Here is an 18,702-nt window from a genome sequence, read left to right as displayed (position 1 = left end):
CAATGCCAATTCGTGTCGACCTGCTCGCGTTAGAGCCCAATGTGCCTGGCCGGGCCTGCCTTACCGTCAAGAAATGGCAGGGGGCGGAGGAACAGCTGGAATTTTCCATCCAGCGTAACCAGGACAGTTTCTATCTTCAGGAAGGACAAGTCTGGAGCAACAACCCGTTCTGGTTTCAGGTGTCGCGTTTCGACGTTGCCGCCAGCGGTGAAGCGCTGGAAGCCCAGGTTGGCCCGGAAGTTGTCGACCCGTTGCTGGAAGGCGGTGCCAGTTCGCAATTTCGCATCGAATTGCGCGAGCAGGGCCCGGGGCAAAGCGACGTCGGCGTAGTCCGCCCGGGTGTCGGCTTGCTGCCGTCCACGGCCGGCGGTGAGACCCGCTCGACTTACGGCGCAGCACAACTGACTGCGCCGAGTGCGCCCGAGCCGGAAATCCCCGAGTTGCCAGAGCTGGTGCTGCCTGAGATCGAGGCGCCGGTCGAACCTGAGCCGATCACCCCTGAGCCCGTCTACACCCCGCCACCGGCGCCGGTGAAGAAGAGCAACAAAGGTCTGATCGGTCTGCTCATCGTGGTGTTGCTGCTGATCGCTGCAGCCGTGGTTTTCTGGCTGATGAAGCGCGCTCCGGAGCCTGCCGCTCCGGCTGTCGCCGCGACAGCGCCGGCGAGTGCCGATGCTTGCACGCTGGAAAGCATGAACAGCCTGCCCGAGCTGACGTTCGTCCAGACCTGCATCAAGGCGGCTCCCGACAGCGCCAAACTGCTGGAGATCATCAACGAGGCCAAGGCCGGTAAACATTGCGGCATCGCCCAGCGCCTGTACGCCAACCGCGCCCAGGCCGGTGATGCACTGATCGCCAACGCCTATGCCCATGAATACGATCCGAAATACCTGAAAGCCAGCGATTGCTTCCCGGCAGCGGACAACGCCACCGCTGCTTACTGGTACGAAACGATCCTGACGCAAGACCCGAATAATGCCGAAGCCAAGCAGCGTTTCGAGGAGTTGCAGAAGTGATGCGCACCTCCATGAATCGCTTCCTGCTCAGCGGTGCCGCGCTGCTCGCACTGTGCATCAGCCCGCTGGCAATGGCCGATGAAAAACCGCTGATCCAGGCCGGCAAAAAGACTTTGTTCCAGCGCGTGCTGACCACCCCGGGCTGCAAGATCAGCCCGACGGCGGGTGGCGCGGCCGGCGACGAGCAACCGGTGTTCAGCCGTTTCTATGTCTACGAGCGCGCCCAGGCGAGTAACGCCGAGTGGCTGAAAGTCGGCCCCGACAGTTACGGCAAAACCATCGGCTGGCTGCCCGCCAGTTGCACCACTGACTGGAAAATGCAGCTGACGCTGGCGTTCACCAACCCGGCCAACCGCGACCGCCTGCTGTTTTTCAAAGAGCGCGCCACGGTCGAAGGCATCCTCGATGCGCCGGATCCGGTGAGCAAAGTCGCTCCGCTGCGAGCCACCCTGAAGAAAGGCAAGCAAGCACCCGGCGTACTTGCCGAAGAACCTGAATACTTCGTCGACCTGCAAAAGCAGTTCTACCTGCTGCCCGTGCTCAGCGGCGAAGAAGTCATGACCGAAGCGGGCTTCCGCACGCGCCTGCTCAATGTCGCCTCGGTCAGCAAAGCCGAGGCAAAAGACACCAAAGGTGCGGCTGCTGGCAGCACGGCCGGCGGCAAGGAAGCCGAAGACAAGGCCACCAGCCAACTGAAAGAATTCAGTGCGGCGGTGGTGTTTGTCATCGACTCGACGATTTCGATGGACCCGTACATCGACCGCACCCGTGAGGCGATCCGCAAGGTCTATCAGCAGATCGAATCGCAGAACCTCGGCAAACAGGTCAAGTTCGGTCTGGTCGCATTCCGTTCCAGTACCGACGCGGTGCCGGGCCTGGAATACACCACGAAGATGTACGCCGACCCGACCAAAGTGAAAGACAGCGCGGACTTCCTCGCCAAAGTCGCCGACCTCAAGCAGGCCAAGGTCTCCAGCAGCAGCTTCGACGAAGATGCCTACGCCGGCGTCATGCACAGTATCGACAAGGTCGACTGGAGCCAGTTCGGCGCCCGTTACGTAGTGCTGATCACCGATGCTGGCGCCATCGAAGGCGACGACAAACTGTCGAAAACCGGTTTGAGCGCTGCGCAGGTGCGTCTTGAAGCAGGCAATCCGGGCGTGGCGATTTACACCCTGCACCTGAAGACGCCGGCAGGAATTAAAGACCACGCCAAGGCCGAGGCGCAGTACCAGAACCTGTCGACTTACCCGGGCACCAACACTTCGCTGTACTACCCGGTCAACGCTGGCGACATCCAGGAGTTCGGACGCAAGGTCGACACCCTGGCCGCGGCCATCACCTCACAGGTGAAAGCCGCCTACATGGGCGAAGACGCCATCGGCAGCGCGGCGAATGCCAAACAGGATCCCGCCGAGAAGAAGATGCTCGACGATGCGGCGCTGATCGGCCACGCCATGCAACTGGCGTATCTGGGCGAGAAGACCAACAGCAAGGCCCCGCCGGTGTTCAAGGCGTGGATCACCGACCGTGACCTGATCAAACAGAACATCCCGACCACCGACGTACGCGTGTTGCTGACCAAATCCCAGCTCAGCGACTTGAGCGATGTGATGAAGCAGATACTCGATGCGGCCAACGAAGGCCTGATTTCGCCGACGGAAATGTTCGAGCGCCTGCGCTCGGTCGCCGCGACCATGGGCGCCGACCCTAATCAGCTCAAGCAGAACGGTAACGCCAAACTGGCGGACATGGGCGTGCTCGGTGAGTACCTCGAAGACCTGCCCTACCAGAGCGAAGTGTTGAACCTCGACGAAGAGACCTGGAAGAGCTGGGACGGTCTGGCGCAAGAGAAATTCATCCGCACGCTCAACACCAAACTGCGCCACTACCAGCGCTACAACGCTGACGTCGACCGTTGGGTGGCATTGGCCAAGGACAGCGATGCGCGGGACAACGTTTACCCCGTGCCTCTGGAAATGATGCCTTAACGAGACGCTGATGCTCGATATCAAAAACCTGCTGGTGCGCCGCGGTGAGGGCGCACTGGCGCATCACGTGCGCCTGCCGCAATTGCATGTCGGTGGCGGGGAAATCCTCGCTATTACTGGCGAGAGCGGCAGCGGCAAAAGCACGCTGCTCGAAGCCATCGGCCTGTTACTGGCGCCGGTCGAGCTCGAACGCTTTCGCCTCGGCCCGCCGGCCTCGGCAACGCGACCGGCGCAGGACATTGCCCAACTGCTGGCCAGCGATGACCAAGCGAGTCTGGCGGCGGTGCGCTCGCGGGATTTGGGTTTCATTTTGCAAAGTGGCGGACTGCTGCCGTTTCTCAGTGTGCGCGACAACATCAGCCTGCCACGACGCTTGCTCGGGATGCCGGCGCACAGCGCTCACGTCGATCACGCGGTCGAGGTGCTGCGCCTGCAAGGCTTGCTGGATAAGAAGCCGCAAGCCTTGTCGATCGGCGAGCGTCAGCGGGTCGCCTGTGTGCGGGCAATTGCCCATGAACCGCTGCTGCTGTTGGCCGACGAGCCTACTGCGGCTCTCGACCCGCACAGCGCGCGACGTTTGTTCGAATTGTTGCTGAGTCTGGTATCGAGCATGGGCCTGAGCGCGCTGGTGGTCTCGCATGACTGGGCCTTGCTGAAGGATTTCGGCTTGCCACGACTCGGCGCCATCAGCCGTCAGGGAGAAACACTGTTTGAACCGATGGACTGAGCGCCTGCGCCTGCTGATCACGCTGGCTGTGCAAGACCTCTGGCACGACCGCAAGGTGTCGCTGTGCATTGCCGCCTCTCTGGTGGCGGTGATCGCGCCGTTGCTGTTGTTGTTCGGGCTCAAGCACGGCGTGGTCAGCCAGTTGCAGGATGAACTGCTGCGCGACCCACGCAATCTTGAAGTGAAGATGCTTAGCAACGGCAACTACGACAGTGCCTGGATCGAGCGTCTGCGCCAGCGCCCGGAAACGGCTTTTGCCCTCGGTCAGACCCGCTCGCTGAATACTCAGGCGGACTTGTTTGTCGGCCTGCAAAAGTTTGTCGAAGGCGCGGAAATCATCGCCACTGAACTTGGCGACCCGCAGCTGAATCTGCCGCAACTCAACCCGGTCGGCAATCAAGTGATTCTCAGCGCCCGCGCCGCGCAACGCTTGCAGGCCAAGGCCGGCGACCGCGTGCAACTGCGCGTGCTGCGCCGACTGGAAGGCGCCAATGAGCGCGGCGAAATCACCTTGAGCGTCATCGCTGTACTGGACGGCGCACGCTTCGGTCGCGCCGCCGGGTTTGTCGCACCGCCGCTGCTGCTGGACCTCGAACGTTTTCGCGACGGCTATCAGGTCGCGGCGTTCGGCATCGCCACCGGCAAGCCGCAAGGCAATCTGCAACCGCTGTATGCCCGAGCCCGCGTGTATGCGCGTGACATCGATCAGGTCGCGCCGCTGGAACGCTGGCTCAACGAACAACACATCGAAACCTCGAGCCGACTGGCCGACATCGACAACGTCAAAGCCATCAATCATGTGCTCGGGTTGATCTTCGGCGTGATTGCCCTGGCGGCGCTGATCGGCTGCGTGGCGTCGATGGTCGGGGCGTTTCTGGCCAACATCGACCGCAAGCGCAAAAGCCTCGCGGTACTGCGCCTGCTGGGTTTCCAGCGCGCGGCCGTCGGCGGTTTCGTGATTGTCCAGGCGCTGCTGCTGAGCCTTGCCGGTTACCTCGGCGGGCTGGCTTTTTATGCGGTCGGTAGCCATTTGTTCGACTACTTGCTCGGCAGCAGCCAGGCCACCGGCACGTTCGTTTGTCACATCACTTTCTGGCATGGCCTTGCCGCCCTGCTCCTGACCTTTCTGGTCGCTGCACTGGTGGCCATGATCGGCGCCGTGCGAGCCATCAGCATCCAACCTGCGGAGAGTCTGCGTGAGCTATAAACGTTTTGGCTTGCTGTTGCCCCTGAGCCTGGGCTACCTGCTCGACGCCTCGGCGGCGGGCTGGGAAGAGAAATATTACAACCCGCTGCCCGAGGCCAGTGACGTGGTTCTGCCGATGCCTTGCGAAGGCTCGATGGTGTTTCGCAAGGTGTTCATTCCGGTCGCCGGCCCGCTGGATGACTATCCGATCAACATCGGCCAGGATGGCGCGGAATACGGTTACGTCGAACAGACTCGCCCGACCTTCATCGCCGGCAGCTTTACCGGCGGCAAGAGCGACAAATCCCGTTACTACCTGATGGCCAAGTACGAGATGAGTCAGCTGCAATACGCCGCGCTGACCGATGACACCTGCCCGACCGCCGCGACCAAAATGCGCCTGCCGCAAGTTGCCGTGAGCTGGGTGCAGGCCATCGACGCCGCTGACAAATACAACCTGTGGCTGCGCAAGAACGCCGCCGACAAGTTGCCGAAAGAAGACGGCGCGCTGGGTTTCCTGCGCCTGCCGACCGAGGTCGAGTGGGAGTTCGCCGCACGTGGCGGGCTGGAAGTCGGTGCGGCGGAGTTTCGCGACACACGCTATCCGATGCCCGATGGCATCAACGCCTACGAGTGGTTCGCCGGGGCGCAATCGTCGAACGGCAAGCTGCAACTGACCGGTCTGCAAAAACCCAACCCCTTGGGCCTGCATGACATGCTCGGCAACGTCGACGAAATGATGTTCGAGCCGTTTCGCCTGAACAAACTCGATCGTCAGCACGGCCAGGCCGGCGGTTATGTCGTGCGCGGCGGCAATTACCTGACCGCCCAGGCTGACCTGCGCACCGCGTTGCGCAAGGAAGAGCCGTATTACAACGCCGACGGCCAGGTGAAAAACAAGACCACCGGCCTGCGCCTGGTCATGGTCTCTCCGACCCTGACCTCGCGTGAGCGCGTCGCCAGTATCGAAAGCAGCTGGAAGAAACTCGGTACCGGCAGCAAAGAAACCGAATCGGCCGATAAAGGCGCGGTGCAGTCCCTCAATACGCTGGCCTCGGGCGTCGAAGACAAAGCCCTCAAGGAAAAACTCCAGGCCCTGGAAAACCAACTGCGCGCGAGTAATCAGCAGCAGGAAGAAACCCGCGATCAGGCGATTCGCGCCAGCCTCAACCTCGGCGCATTCCTTTGCACCAAGATGCTCGACGACGGCCAGTACGTGGATTTCCTGCAGAAAAACTACAAGCTCAACTGCGAGTCCGCCGACAAGGACGCCAGTTGCGACATGCGCAAAGCCAAGCTCGAGGAGCAGAAGGATCGCCTGCACAAACTCAGCCGTTACTACGCCAGCAGCCTGGTGGAATCGGCGACGTTGTATGGCCAGCCGTTGCTTGAAGCACAGGTGCCGGTGATGGAAGAAATCATCACCCGCAACAAACAGCTGCAAGATCTCAAACCGTACTTGCGCACGCACTGGGCGAATCAGAAGACCTTCCTGCAAAAGCAGAAGATCGACACCGACGCCTGGCTCAACAGCTGCAAAACCGTATCCCAATAACAACGCACTACAACACTGTCATCAAGGAGCTTCACCATGTCGCGCAGCCTCTGGACTCGCTTCAAGCTACAAATCGCTTTCGTACTCACCGGCAGCCTGCTGCTGACCGGTTGCGCCAATACCGGCAGTTCGATGCTCGGCGGCAGCGATGGCACCGACCCACGCCTGACCCAGGGCAGTGACGCACAGTTCTTCAGCAAATCCGGTTATCAGGCCTGCGCCGTCGGTGCCGGCGTCGGTATCCTCGGTTGCGCGCTGTCCAACAGCAGCAACAAGGCTGTTTGCGCGATCGCCGCCGGTATCACCGCGTGTGGCGTGGCCATGGGCGCCAACTACTATCTGGATCAGCGTCGCAGCGAATACTCCGACACCACCACCCGTCTGGCGAAGATGAACAGCGATGTCGAGCAAGACACGCAAAACGTGGTGGCCCGTACCGCGACCGCGCAACAAGTGATCAACGACGATCAGGCACGCATCGCCCAGATCAAAAAGGACATCGCCAGCAAGAAGGTCGACAAGACCAAGGCGCAGGCGCAAATCGCCGAAATCGACCAGAACATCGCCCGCCTGCGTAAAGACCTCGGCAACATGCGCACCAAGGTCACCGAGTACACCAAGGTGGCCGACGCCGAACGCGCGCAAGGCGCCAGCGCCGAGATCAAGCAGGTCGACGTGAACATTCTGAAGATGAACGAGAAAGTCGCCGCCCTGCAAAAGGAAGTCGACGGTCTTTACAGCCAGCGCTCCGCGATCACTCTGGGTTAAGCACATGACGCTAAAACAGCTGGCGGTCCTCACCGCCATCCTGGCCTTGAGCGGTTGCGCGACCAAGCCTGGCGAATGCGATTCGACCAATCGCGACAGCAGCATGCTGACCAAGATGAACTGTGACTACTCCGGTGGCTACAGCGATCAGGTCAAGCAGAAGGAGCAGGCACTGACCGAATCGCGTCTGCAAAACGCGATGTTCCGCCAGGTCTACGAGAACATTCAGGCCCAGCAACTGAGCACCAGAACCGATCTGGCCAGTCAGCAGAAATCCCAAGCTGAGTTGAACCAGTCGCTGGGCAAGCTGCTGACCTCGCTCAAGGGCCGGCGCGGTAATGAAGGCTCGGTGCAGAAGCAGATTGCCGATCTGGAGCAGCAGCTCAAGGCGTCGCAGGCAGCCCCTACCGCCAAGGCTTCACCGGCGACTCTGGCGGCCAAGCAGGAACAGCTGAAAACGCTGCAGAAGAAGGTCAATCAACTGCAGTTCAGTCTCGGTTACGAAGAGTAACTTTTCACCCCGCAGGCCTCCCGTCGGAGGCCTGCAGCTTTTTCAGGAATCGTCGTCATGCAGCGGGTCATCAGGGATGCGCACGCCACACCGGAGGGGATGAGTGCGCTGCAGGCCAAAGTCGCCCTCATTCAAAAACACTTTCCGCCGACCAGCGCGAGCCTGTTCGCCATCCCCCGGATGGGCAGCGGCGATGTGCTGGAATGGTGGACCGAACTGGGTGGCCAGCCCACGCCCTATGCCGAACTCAATGAGGACGCGCAACGACGCTTGCTGCAAACCTATGAGGTGCGCCAGACCTCCCTCGAACAATTGGCCGATGAATTGCAAAAACGCGGGCAGCCGACGGTAGCGGATGACTTGCGCAACCTGCTCGGCAGCCCTGAGCTGGACAAGCTTTACAGCCTCAATGGTGAGCCGCTGGTGGTGCGCTGGAACCAGCGACCGCCGCGACCGATCGTGCCGCCGGTCGTACCGCCAGTGCCATTGGCGCCGGTGGTGCCGCCTTCGCGCCGTGGCTGGTGGATCGCCGCTGCCTTGCTGGCGCTGCTGTTGTTGCTGCTGGCGCTGTGGCTCTGGTGGTTTCTGCACCGTGAACCTGTTGTCGTTGCAGTTCCCCCCGCAGCAGCGGTCGTGGCGCCTGTGGAACAACCGGTCGAGCCGGTGCCCGAGCCTGTGGTCGAACCGCAACCGGTTCCAGAACCAGAGCCGGAACCCGAGCCGGCCCCGGAACCCGTCCCGCCGCCAAAACCGGTGGTCGTTGCCCCGCCGCCGCCACCGACACTGGACAACTTCGCCTGCCGTAAAAAAGCCCCGAATGCGGTGATCCCGCAATTCGTCGTGGTGCTCGATACATCAGGGTCGATGGAGCTCAACACCAAAGCGGTGAAAGCCGACGAAGAATGGTTCTTTGGCAACAGTCTCAACCAGTACATGGACCCCAATCGTGCCATGCGAATCTTCGAGAAACCGAGCCGCATGAACGTCGCCCAGGATTCGCTGGCCGGCATGATCAACGCGCTGGACCCGAAGATCGACACGCGCCTGATCACCTTCGCCGGTTGCGAAAGCACACCTGACCAAGGGGTGTTCAAGTTTGCCGATCGTTCACGCCTGATCAACGGGATCCGTGGCCTGGTACCCAACGATGGCACGCCGTTGGCCGATAGCCTGGCGAAAGCGGCGAGCACCGTGGACGGGCGTAACAATGACGCGGTGATCGTGATGTTCATCGACGGCGAGGACGGTTGCCAGAAGGACGTCTGCGCGGTATCCCGACGCATTGCCCAGGAGCAACCGCGGTTGCGGGTCAATGTGGTGAGCATCGGCGCCGGTGGACCTTCACAGTGCATCGCGAAAAATACCGGAGGCCGGGTTTACGCAAGCACCAACGCGGCCGAACTGGCCAAACAGTTGAAACTGGCGAGCAAGGAAGTCTCCAGCAACGCCAAATGTAACTGACACACACCGGCTCCTCGTCACCGCGTAATCCCCCTGTAGGAGCTGCGGCACGCTGCGATCTTCTGATCTTGCTTTGCAGAATCAGAAGATCGCAGCCTCGTTTCGCTCGTCAGCTCCTACAAGAGGCATCAGCGGAAGCGGTCGACCTCAGAGCGCAGGTCTGCTGCGAGTTTCTCCAGCTCTTTGGCGGTGACGGCGAGGTTTGACACCACTTCGCGCTGTTCACTGTTGGCCAGCGCAATGCTCTGCAGGTTGCTGCTGAGCAATGTCGCGGTGCTGCTCTGCTCCTGAGTCGCCGTAGTAATCGCGGCAAATTGCTGACCCGCCGAGCGGCTCTGCTCATCGATGCGTGCCAGCGCCGAGGCGACATTGGCGTTACGCGACAGGCCTTCCTGCATCAGCACATTGCCCTGCTCCATGGTGCTGATCGCGTTGCCGGTTTCCTGCTGGATGCTGTGAATCATGCTGGAAATTTCATCGGTGGCCTGGCGAGTACGCGATGCCAGGCTGCGCACTTCATCCGCCACCACGGCAAAGCCACGCCCTTGTTCACCGGCACGCGCCGCTTCAATCGCAGCGTTGAGCGCCAACAGATTGGTCTGCTCGGCAATCGAGGTGATCACCCCGACAATGCCGCCGATTTCCTGCGAGCGCTGGCCGAGTGTGTTGATTACTGTGGCGGTGCTGTTCAGCGCGCCGGCGATTTGCTCCAGCGAGGACGAAGCCTCTTCCATGGAGCTGCGACCAATCTGCGTTTGCTGGGCGTTTTCCTGTGCCAGACGCTGAGTCGCGCCCATGTTGTCGGCAATGTTCAACGAGGTCGCGCTGAACTCTTCCACCGCACCGGCCATGCTGGTGATTTCGCCGGACTGCTGCTCCATGCCCTCATAAGCACCGCCGGATAAACCGGACAACGCCCGCGCACGGCTGTTGACCTCTTCCGAAGAGCGCCGGATGTGCTCGACCATAGTCGACAACGCTTGGCTCATCTGGTTGAACGCGCGGGACAGCTGACCGATTTCGTCGTTGCTCGACACGTTCAGGCGCACGCTCAGATCGCCGGCGCCCAAAGCTTCGGCCTGACGCACCAGGTCACCCAGTGGCGCCAGTTTGCTACGCAGCAGCCAGACCACCGAACCGACCGCCAGCAACATCGCCAGCAAGCTGCCAATGGCCAGTTGCGTACCGACGCTCCAGGTCACAGCGCGGATCTCGGCTTTCGGCATGCTCGCCACCACCGACCACGGGCCACCGTCGAACGGCACAGCAACGCTGTAGAAATCTTCGGCCTTGTCACCCCAGAACTGACCTTTGCCCGGTGTCTTCGCCAGACCGCTGATGACCGGAATCGCTTGATCCAGCGCCTGCACGCCCGCCGGCGGAACCAGCCATTTGTTTTGCTCATCGAGCAGCGCCAGCGAACCCGTCTGGCCGATACGGAAACGCTTGAGGTTGTCGAACTGAGCGTTCTGCGCATCGGTGTAATCGAACCCGACGAACAGCACCGCAATCACCTTTCCGCTACCATCGCGCACCGGGGTGTATTGGGTCATGTAGGAACGGTCGAAGAGCAACGCGCGGCCGACATAGCTCTGCCCGGCCATCAACTTCGCGTACGCCGGGTGAGCATGGTCAAGCAAGGTGCCGATGGCGCGGGTGCCATCCTGCTTGGTCAGCGAGGTGCTGACCCGCACAAAGTCTTCTCCACTGCGCACGAACAGCGTGGCGACGCCAGCCGTCATCTGCTTGAACTCGTCGACTTCCTTGAAGTTGTTGTTCAGCACTTCGCTGCCCAGATGCAGGCCCGGGGTTTGCGTGCCAGCGACCGTCACCGGCTCATCGGCGTGAATGCTCAGGCCGGCGCTGAAGCGCTTTTCGAACAACCCGCTCAGACGCTGGGTGCTTTCACGCAGCGTGCCGTGAAAGGTGCTCAGTTGGTCGGCCAGCAGCCGCGCCTCACTGGCCAGATGTTCTTCACGGGTGGCGAGGTTGGCCGAATCCAGCGAACGCAGGGCGAACACAGTACTGCCACTGATGACGATTGCCAGTATCACAGCGAGCGCGAGGCCCAGCTGCGAGGCGATCCGAGCGCGAGGTTGAGACATGCACAGCTCCTGGCCGAGCCACGGGATCCTCCTTGATCTCGACTCGGATAATTTTCTAATAGTTGGGGGTGAATCGTGGATACCGGCACGACGGTTCCACTTGCTCATAGTCGGCGGTAAAACCGAATACTTGAGCGCATTGCGAGGGTATGGCGCAAGGCCGCCATTGTGGCGGCTCGAACGTTTCAGCTCAAGCGTGCAACGTCCGGCAGCTCCATGGCGCGGACTTCGCCCTGCAGGAAGTCGCTGAGGCGGCGCAAACGTTCACCTCCCGGACGGGTCTTCGGCCACACCAGGTAATAATTCAATCCACTGGCGACCGCAGTCGGCCATGGCAGGCTCAGCCGTCCTTGCGCGACATCTTCGGCAACCATCAACAGATCGCCCATCGACACACCGTAACCGCGCGCCGCCGCGATCATGCCCAATTCCAGCGTGTCGAAGACTTGCCCGCCCTTGAGCGAGACCTGATCGGACAAGCCCATATGCTCCAGCCAACTGCGCCAGTCGCGGCGATCCGGCGTCGGATGGAGCAATTCGGTGGAGGCCAGTCGAGACAAATCCCACGGCTGATCATTCAGCAGGTTCGGTGCGCCGACCGGGATCAGTTCTTCCGGAAACAACAGACTCGCTTCCCAGTCCGGGGGGAAATGGCCGTCGCTCAACAGCACTGCACAATCGAACGGCTCATCGTTGAAATCCACCGAATCCACATCCATCCACGCGCTGGTCAGTTGCACTTCGTTGCCCGGTTGCAGGTGACGGAAGCGACTCAGCCGCGCCAACAGCCAACGCATGGTCAGGGTCGACGGGGCTTTCATGCGCAAAATGTCGTCTTCGGCACGCAAGGTGTTGCAGGCCCGCTCCAGTGCACCGAAGCCTTCGCGGATGCCTGGCAACAGTAACCGCGCGGCTTCAGTCAATTGCAGATTGCGCCCGCTGCGATGAAACAGCCGGCAGGCAAAGTGATCTTCGAGCGTACGAATATGCCGGCTCACCGCACTCTGGGTGATCGACAACTCCTCGGCCGCACGCGTGAACGAGCTGTGCCGCGCGGCGGCTTCGAATGCGCGCAGGGCATACAACGGAGGAAATCGACGAGACATGCACAAGGCTCCTGCAGCGGGATACAGCGAAATGGACAGTTTCTACTCATGATGAGTTTTAATCATGCCACCCATCCTTTTTATCCCTTTGTGCAAAGCCTGCCAAGCGCCGAGAATCGACGGTCTCCTGTTCCCTCCGAAATCGAGTGGTGATGACCATGCAGCATCCTGTGCGTACCGAACTCTGGGCCATTCTGCGGCTGGCAGGGCCGTTGATTGCTTCCCAGTTGGCGCACATGCTGATGGTGCTGACTGACACCCTGATGATGGCGCGCCTCAGTCCGGAAGCGTTGGCTGGCGGCGGACTGGGTGCGGCGACTTATTCGTTCGTGTCGATTTTCTGCATCGGCGTGATTGCGGCGGTCGGCACGCTGGTGGCGATTCGCAAGGGTGCCGGCGACATTATTGGTGCAGCGCGGCTGACCCAAGCCGGTTTGTGGCTGGCGTGGCTGATGGCGTTGGGCGCCGGGTTGCTGCTGTGGAACCTGAAACCGGTGTTGCTGCTGTTCGGCCAGACCGAAACCAACGTCAATGCTGCGGGGCAATTTCTGATCGCCCTGCCCTTCGCCCTGCCCGGCTACCTGAGCTTCATGGCCCTGCGCGGCTTCACCAGTGCGATTGGCCGGGCGACGCCGGTGATGGTCATCAGCCTGGCCGGCACGGTGGCCAACTTCCTGCTCAATTACGCGTTGATCACCGGCATGTTCGGCTTGCCGAAGATGGGGCTGATGGGCATCGGTCTGGTCACGGCGATTGTCGCCAACTGCATGGCGCTGGCGTTGGCCTGGCATATCCGTCGGCATCCGGCCTATGACGCTTATCCGCTGCGCGCAGGCTTGTCGCGGCCCAACCGGCAATATCTCAAAGAATTGTGGCGTCTCGGCCTGCCAATCGGCGGCACCTACGCGGTGGAAGTCGGTTTGTTTGCCTTCGCGGCGTTGTGCATGGGCACCATGGGCAGCACGCAGTTGGGCGCGCACCAGATCGCCCTGCAGATTGTCTCGGTGGCGTTCATGGTGCCGGCGGGCATGTCGTATGCGATCACCATGCGCATCGGCCAGCATTACGGCGCCGGGCAACTGCTGGATGCGCGGATGTCGGGCCGCGTCGGAATTGTTTTTGGCGCGGTGGTGATGCTCGGGTTTGCCATGGTGTTCTGGTTGTTGCCCAACCAGTTGGTCGGGTTGTTTCTCGACCATGACAATCCGGCGTTTGCCGAGGTCATTCGTCTGGCGGTGAGCCTGCTGGCGGTGGCGGCGTGGTTTGAGTTGTTCGATGGCACACAGACGATTGCCATGGGCTGCATTCGTGGACTGAAGGATGCGAAAACCACATTTCTGGTCGGGCTCGGTTGCTATTGGCTGATTGGCGCACCGGCGGCGTGGTGGATGGCGTTCCACTTGAACTGGGGGCCGACGGGCGTCTGGTGGGGATTGGCGCTGGGCCTGGCGTGTGCGGCGGTGAGCCTGACGCTGGCGTTTGAATGGAAGATGAAGCGGATGATTCGGCTGGAGCCTGTGTCACAGAGGTTCGAGGCTGTTCGTGCGGATTAAGATCAAAAGATCGCAGCCTTCGGCAGCTCCTACATGAATCGGTGCAGGAGCTGCCGCAGGCTGCGATCTTTTAAACGGCCTCCACAGAAACCTGTTGGCTTGAGCCAAACGTCAGGTATTCAACCAACTCCGCCAACGGCAACGGCCGGCTGATCAGATAGCCCTGCACCTGATCGCAGCCAAACCCGCGCAGCAACTCCAGTTGCTCCGGCGTCTCGACCCCTTCCGCCACCACTTCCAGATGCAGGTTGTGCGCAAGATTGATCATCGCGTGCACCAGTTTGCGGTTCTCTTCGCGCTGCTCCATGCCGCCGACAAAGCTCTTGTCGATCTTCAGCAAGGTGATCGGCAGGCTGTTGAGGTGCACGAACGAGGAAAATCCGGTGCCGAAGTCATCCAGCGAGAAACGCACGCCGAGCCGGCCGAGGGCGTCCATGGTCTGTTTGACCAGATCGCTGCGGCGCATCACGGCGGTTTCGGTCAGTTCGAACTCCAGCCATTGCGCCTCGACGCCACGCTCAGTGATCAACCGACTAAGCGTCGGCAACAACTGGCTGTCCTGAAACTGGCGGAATGACAAATTGATCGCCATGTGCAACGCCGGCAGACCACGCTCGCGCAACGCCTGCATGTCACGCAGCGCCCGGGAAATGACCCAGTAACCCAGCGGCACGATCAAGCCGCTCTGCTCGGCCAGCGGCACAAATTCGCTGGGTGGCAGCAGACCGCGCTCGCCATGTCGCCAGCGCACCAAGGCTTCGAGGCCGACAATCTGACCGTCCTCAAGATTCAGCCGTGGCTGGTAATGCAGCTCCAGTTCATCGCGACGCAAGGCCCGGCGCAGCTCGCTTTCGAGGTCGGCCATGCTCCGCGCGTTGCGGTTGATGCGTTCGTTGAAGATATGAAAGGTGCAGCCTTGCGTGCTCTTGGCCTGTTGCATGGCGATGTGTGCGTGCCACATCAGCGGGTCGGCGCCCGCTTGCGCGCGGGCATGGGCGATGCCGAGGCTGGAGCCGATCAGCAGGCTTTCGCCATCGACCCAATACGGTTCAGACAGGGCCTCGGTAATGCGTTCGGCCATCCATTCGGCGCGTTGCGGCGCGCGACGGGTGTCGATCAGCAAGGCGAATTCATCGCTGCCCAGGCGCGCCAGTTGATCACCGGCTTCGAGCTGACTTTTCAGCCGTGCGACGACTTGCAAGATCAAACGGTCGCCGGCCTGATGGCCGAGGGCGTCGTTGGCGTGGCGGAAGTTGTCGAGATCAAGGTGCCCGAGGGCAAGGCCACGACCGTCGCCTTCAGCAAGACGCGCGGTCAGCAAGGTCTGGAAACCCTGGCGGTTGGCGATGCCGGTCAACGGATCCTGTTCGGCCAGGCGTTGCAAAGTATTTTCGAGCACGCCGCGTTCGCGCACATGGCGCAGGCAACGGCGGAGCATGCCGGCGTCGAGGGCGTCGAACACCAGCCAGTCACTGACACCAACGGGCGCGGTGTCCGGTTCGTGTTCCAGCAGCAAGACCGTCGGCAGGCTGCAACGACCGGGCGCCGGCTGTAACGCCGCAATGGTCAACAGCACAGCATGGCGGTTGTCTTCGAACAGACTGCTGACCGAGTCCCAGCTCGGCGCGCTGATCAGCACCGCCGCGCTCCCCATCGGAGCCAGACACTCACGCAATAACGCTGTCCACGCTGGCTCTTCGGCCAGTAGCAGCAAACGCAAGGGTTCGACAGGCGTAGACAAGCTAGCTCCCTAGACTCTGCAATGATGTGGGCGGGGCATTATGCCGTTGCGAAGTTCAATGACCAAATGACAACGGTTATCAAAACGTTATTTTGTGTCACGAATGAGTACATTAGCCGCAAAATCACCGCGCATCCTCCGCGAAAGTAACAAAACCGGCAAATTTGAATCGCGCAGTACGTCACAAGTCGGAGAGAGCAGCACAAATCTCTGAGCCTGTTAAAATGCCGGCCCATTTCGTCAACGACTCCCGAATTTTCGTATGTCCCGACTCAATCCCCGGCAGCAAGAAGCCGTGAACTACGTCGGCGGCCCTCTATTGGTGCTCGCCGGTGCTGGCTCCGGCAAGACCAGCGTGATCACCCGCAAGATCGCGCACCTGGTTCAGAACTGCGGCATCCGCGCCCAGTACATCGTCGCCATGACCTTTACCAACAAGGCCGCGCGCGAGATGAAAGAGCGGGTTGGCACGTTGCTGCGGGCCGGCGAAGGGCGTGGCCTGACGGTCTGCACCTTCCACAACCTCGGCTTGAATATCATCCGCAAGGAACACGCGCGACTGGGCTACAAACCCGGTTTCTCGATCTTTGACGAGACCGATGTAAAAGCGCTGATGACCGACATCATGCAGAAGGAATACGCGGGCGAAGACGGCGTCGACGAGATCAAGAACATGATCGGCGCCTGGAAAAACGACCTGATCCTGCCGCCTCAGGCGCTGGAGAACGCGCGTAATCCCAAGGAACAGACTGCCGCCATCGTTTACACCCACTATCAGCGCACACTAAAAGCGTTCAACGCGGTGGACTTCGACGACCTGATCCTGCTGCCGGTAAAACTCTTCGAAGAGCACGCCGACATTCTCGAAAAGTGGCAGAACAAGGTGCGTTACCTGCTGGTCGACGAATACCAGGACACCAACGCCAGCCAATACCTGCTGGTGAAAATGCTCATCGGCACGCGCAACCAGTTCACCGTGGTCGGCGACGACGACCAGTCGATCTACGCCTGGCGCGGTGCGCGGCCAGAAAACCTGATGCTGCTCAAGGACGACTATCCATCGCTGAAAGTGGTGATGCTCGAGCAGAACTATCGCTCGACGAGTCGCATCCTGCGCTGCGCCAACGTGCTGATCTCGAACAACCCGCACGAATTCGAAAAGCAGCTGTGGAGTGAAATGGGCCACGGTGACGAGATCCGCGTGATCCGCTGCCGCAACGAGGACGCCGAAGCCGAGCGCGTGGCCATGGAAATCCTCAGCCTGCACCTGCGCACCGACCGCCCGTACAGCGATTTTGCCATCCTCTATCGCGGTAACTATCAGGCCAAGCTGATCGAGCTGAAGTTGCAGCATCACCAGGTGCCGTACCGCTTGAGCGGCGGTAACAGCTTCTTCGGCCGCCAGGAAGTGAAAGACCTGATGGCGTACTTCCGCCTGATCGTCAACCCGGATGACGACAACGCCTTCCTGCGCGTAATCAACGTGCCGCGCCGCGAAATCGGTTCGACCACCCTGGAAAAACTCGGCAACTACGCCACCGAACGCAAAATCTCGATGTACGCCGCCACCGACGAAATCGGTCTGGGCGAACATCTCGACAGCCGCTTCACCGATCGCCTGTCGCGCTTCAAGCGTTTCATGGACAAAGTACGCGAGCAGTGCGCCGGCGAAGACCCGATCTCTGCCCTGCGCAGCATGGTCATGGATATCGACTACGAGAACTGGCTGCGCACCAACAGCTCCAGCGACAAGGCTGCCGATTACCGGATGAGCAACGTCTGGTTCCTGATCGAGGCATTGAAAAACACCCTCGAAAAGGACGAAGAAGGCGAAATGACCGTCGAGGACGCCATCGGCAAACTGGTCCTGCGCGACATGCTCGAACGTCAGCAGGAAGAGGAAGACGGTGCCGAAGGCGTGCAGATGATGACCTTGCATGCGTCCAAAGGTCTGGAATTCCCTTACGTGTTCATCATGGGCATGGAAGAGGAAATCCTCCCGCACCGTTCCAGCATCGAAGCCGACACCATCGAAGAAGAACGCCGCCTGGCCTACGTGGGCATCACCCGCGCGCGCCAGACCCTGGCTTTCACCTTCGCCGCCAAGCGCAAGCAGTACGGCGAGATCATCGACTGCGCGCCGAGCCGCTTCCTCGATGAGCTGCCGCCGGACGATCTGGCCTGGGAAGGCAACGACGACACACCGACCGAAGTCAAAGTCGTGCGCGGCAATAGCGCATTGGCTGATATACGCGCGATGTTAAAGCGCTAGAATTGACCACTTTTTTACTAGACCTTCGGCGCACAAAGCGCCAAATGAGGACAGCTTCATGGAAGCATTGCAGCAGAAAATCCGCGAACAAGGCATTGTGCTTTCCGACCAGGTCCTGAAGGTCGACGCCTTCCTGAACCACCAGATCGACCCGGCCCTGATGAAGCTGATCGGCGACGAATTCGCCTCGCTGTTCAAGGATTCGGGCATCACCAAGATCGTCACCATCGAAGCCTCGGGCATCGCCCCGGCGATCATGACCGGTCTGAACCTTGGCGTGCCGGTGATCTTCGCCCGCAAACAACAGTCCCTGACCCTGACTGAAAATCTGCTGTCGGCGACCGTTTACTCGTTCACCAAAAAGACCGAAAGCACCGTGGCGATCTCCCCGCGCCACCTGACCAGCAGCGACCGCGTGCTGATCATCGACGACTTCCTGGCCAACGGTAAGGCCTCGCAAGCGCTGATTTCGATCATCAAACAGGCCGGCGCCACCGTTGCCGGTTTGGGTATCGTCATCGAGAAGTCGTTCCAGGGCGGCCGCGCCGAGCTGGACTCGCAGGGCTACCGCGTCGAATCACTGGCCCGGGTGAAATCGCTGACGGGTGGCGTCGTCACCTTCATCGAATAACCCGCAACACCGTATTTCCCGTGTAGGAGCTGTCGAGTGCAACGAGGCTGCGATCTTTTGATCTGTTAAAGATCAGGAT

The 18,702-nt window shown here is 60.8% G+C and carries 14 protein-coding genes; 11 read left to right on the top strand and 3 right to left on the bottom strand.

Annotation, left to right across the window (positions count from 1 at the left end):
* Positions 1 to 2: 2 nt before the first annotated feature.
* The 8 genes from QOL84_RS20485 to QOL84_RS20450 are packed head-to-tail and all read left to right on the top strand — an operon-like array spanning position 3 to position 9,215.
* Positions 3 to 1,016: a hypothetical protein gene (locus QOL84_RS20485; protein ID WP_283438366.1), complete on the top strand. Its 1,014-nt coding sequence runs from the start codon at positions 3 to 5 to the stop codon at positions 1,014 to 1,016.
* Complete coding sequence (locus QOL84_RS20480) at positions 1,016 to 3,007, top strand: vWA domain-containing protein (protein ID WP_283438365.1); 1,992 nt, start codon at positions 1,016 to 1,018, stop codon at positions 3,005 to 3,007. Before QOL84_RS20485 ends, QOL84_RS20480 begins: the two co-directional genes overlap by 1 nt.
* A 10-nt stretch (positions 3,008 to 3,017) precedes the next feature.
* A complete protein-coding gene (locus tag QOL84_RS20475) occupies positions 3,018 to 3,734 on the top strand; it encodes an ABC transporter ATP-binding protein (RefSeq protein ID WP_283438364.1) in 717 nt (238 codons plus the stop codon).
* Entirely contained in the window at positions 3,718 to 4,941 is a 1,224-nt protein-coding gene (locus QOL84_RS20470) for an ABC transporter permease (protein WP_283438363.1), read from the top strand. Before QOL84_RS20475 ends, QOL84_RS20470 begins: the two co-directional genes overlap by 17 nt.
* A complete protein-coding gene (locus QOL84_RS20465; RefSeq protein ID WP_283438362.1) occupies positions 4,931 to 6,475 on the top strand; it encodes an SUMF1/EgtB/PvdO family nonheme iron enzyme in 1,545 nt (514 codons plus the stop codon). Before QOL84_RS20470 ends, QOL84_RS20465 begins: the two co-directional genes overlap by 11 nt.
* A 36-nt stretch (positions 6,476 to 6,511) precedes the next feature.
* Positions 6,512 to 7,243: a hypothetical protein gene (locus QOL84_RS20460; RefSeq protein ID WP_283438361.1), complete on the top strand. Its 732-nt coding sequence runs from the start codon at positions 6,512 to 6,514 to the stop codon at positions 7,241 to 7,243.
* A gap of 4 nt (positions 7,244 to 7,247) precedes the next feature.
* Entirely contained in the window at positions 7,248 to 7,754 is a 507-nt protein-coding gene (locus QOL84_RS20455; protein WP_129396058.1) for a hypothetical protein, read from the top strand.
* Between the two features lie 57 nt (positions 7,755 to 7,811).
* Positions 7,812 to 9,215: a vWA domain-containing protein gene (locus QOL84_RS20450; protein WP_283438360.1), complete on the top strand. Its 1,404-nt coding sequence runs from the start codon at positions 7,812 to 7,814 to the stop codon at positions 9,213 to 9,215.
* 128 nt (positions 9,216 to 9,343) lie between these two features.
* Here QOL84_RS20450 and QOL84_RS20445 read toward each other — a convergent pair whose 3' ends face one another.
* Positions 9,344 to 11,320 (bottom strand): methyl-accepting chemotaxis protein, encoded by a 1,977-nt coding sequence (locus QOL84_RS20445; RefSeq protein ID WP_283438359.1) that lies wholly within the window; start codon positions 11,318 to 11,320, stop codon positions 9,344 to 9,346.
* 185 nt (positions 11,321 to 11,505) lie between these two features.
* Positions 11,506 to 12,426, bottom strand: a complete 921-nt coding sequence (locus QOL84_RS20440; protein ID WP_283438358.1) for a LysR substrate-binding domain-containing protein — start codon at positions 12,424 to 12,426, stop codon at positions 11,506 to 11,508.
* Between the two features lie 158 nt (positions 12,427 to 12,584).
* Here QOL84_RS20440 and QOL84_RS20435 point away from each other — a divergent pair, with 158 nt between their 5' ends.
* Positions 12,585 to 13,979: a NorM family multidrug efflux MATE transporter gene (locus QOL84_RS20435; RefSeq protein ID WP_283438673.1), complete on the top strand. Its 1,395-nt coding sequence runs from the start codon at positions 12,585 to 12,587 to the stop codon at positions 13,977 to 13,979.
* A gap of 70 nt (positions 13,980 to 14,049) precedes the next feature.
* On the opposite strand, the gene QOL84_RS20430 is transcribed toward QOL84_RS20435, so the two are convergent.
* The gene (locus tag QOL84_RS20430) at positions 14,050 to 15,720 is read right to left on the bottom strand and encodes a putative bifunctional diguanylate cyclase/phosphodiesterase (RefSeq protein WP_283438357.1); all 1,671 of its coding nucleotides are present in this window, start codon (positions 15,718 to 15,720) and stop codon (positions 14,050 to 14,052) included.
* Between the two features lie 262 nt (positions 15,721 to 15,982).
* Between QOL84_RS20430 and rep the strand changes: the two genes are divergently transcribed.
* Complete coding sequence (gene rep / locus QOL84_RS20425) at positions 15,983 to 17,992, top strand: DNA helicase Rep (RefSeq protein WP_129386480.1); 2,010 nt, start codon at positions 15,983 to 15,985, stop codon at positions 17,990 to 17,992.
* Between the two features lie 58 nt (positions 17,993 to 18,050).
* A complete protein-coding gene (locus QOL84_RS20420; RefSeq protein ID WP_034152041.1) occupies positions 18,051 to 18,623 on the top strand; it encodes a xanthine phosphoribosyltransferase in 573 nt (190 codons plus the stop codon).
* Positions 18,624 to 18,702 lie beyond the last annotated feature (79 nt).

It is taken from the genome of Pseudomonas helmanticensis, assembly GCF_900182985.1.
In the GTDB taxonomy this organism is placed as follows: domain Bacteria; phylum Pseudomonadota; class Gammaproteobacteria; order Pseudomonadales; family Pseudomonadaceae; genus Aquipseudomonas; species Aquipseudomonas helmanticensis.
The sequence above is the reverse complement of the archived record's forward strand: the minus strand, read 5'-3'. Positions and strand labels throughout refer to the sequence as shown.

What these genes read in the sequence shown, in the direction of transcription:
- QOL84_RS20455 (WP_129396058.1), top strand. Translation starts at nt 7,248, where the DNA reads ATGACGCTAAAACAGCTGGCGGTCCTCACCGCCATCCTGGCCTTGAGC.
- QOL84_RS20485 (WP_283438366.1), top strand. Translation starts at nt 3, where the DNA reads ATGCCAATTCGTGTCGACCTGCTCGCGTTAGAGCCCAATGTGCCTGGC.
- QOL84_RS20420 (WP_034152041.1), top strand. Translation starts at nt 18,051, where the DNA reads ATGGAAGCATTGCAGCAGAAAATCCGCGAACAAGGCATTGTGCTTTCC.
- QOL84_RS20450 (WP_283438360.1), top strand. Translation starts at nt 7,812, where the DNA reads ATGCAGCGGGTCATCAGGGATGCGCACGCCACACCGGAGGGGATGAGT.
- rep (WP_129386480.1), top strand. Translation starts at nt 15,983, where the DNA reads ATGTCCCGACTCAATCCCCGGCAGCAAGAAGCCGTGAACTACGTCGGC.
- QOL84_RS20480 (WP_283438365.1), top strand. Translation starts at nt 1,016, where the DNA reads ATGCGCACCTCCATGAATCGCTTCCTGCTCAGCGGTGCCGCGCTGCTC.
- QOL84_RS20435 (WP_283438673.1), top strand. Translation starts at nt 12,585, where the DNA reads ATGCAGCATCCTGTGCGTACCGAACTCTGGGCCATTCTGCGGCTGGCA.
- QOL84_RS20440 (WP_283438358.1), bottom strand. Translation starts at nt 12,426, where the DNA reads ATGTCTCGTCGATTTCCTCCGTTGTATGCCCTGCGCGCATTCGAAGCC.
- QOL84_RS20445 (WP_283438359.1), bottom strand. Translation starts at nt 11,320, where the DNA reads ATGTCTCAACCTCGCGCTCGGATCGCCTCGCAGCTGGGCCTCGCGCTC.
- QOL84_RS20475 (WP_283438364.1), top strand. Translation starts at nt 3,018, where the DNA reads ATGCTCGATATCAAAAACCTGCTGGTGCGCCGCGGTGAGGGCGCACTG.
- QOL84_RS20460 (WP_283438361.1), top strand. Translation starts at nt 6,512, where the DNA reads ATGTCGCGCAGCCTCTGGACTCGCTTCAAGCTACAAATCGCTTTCGTA.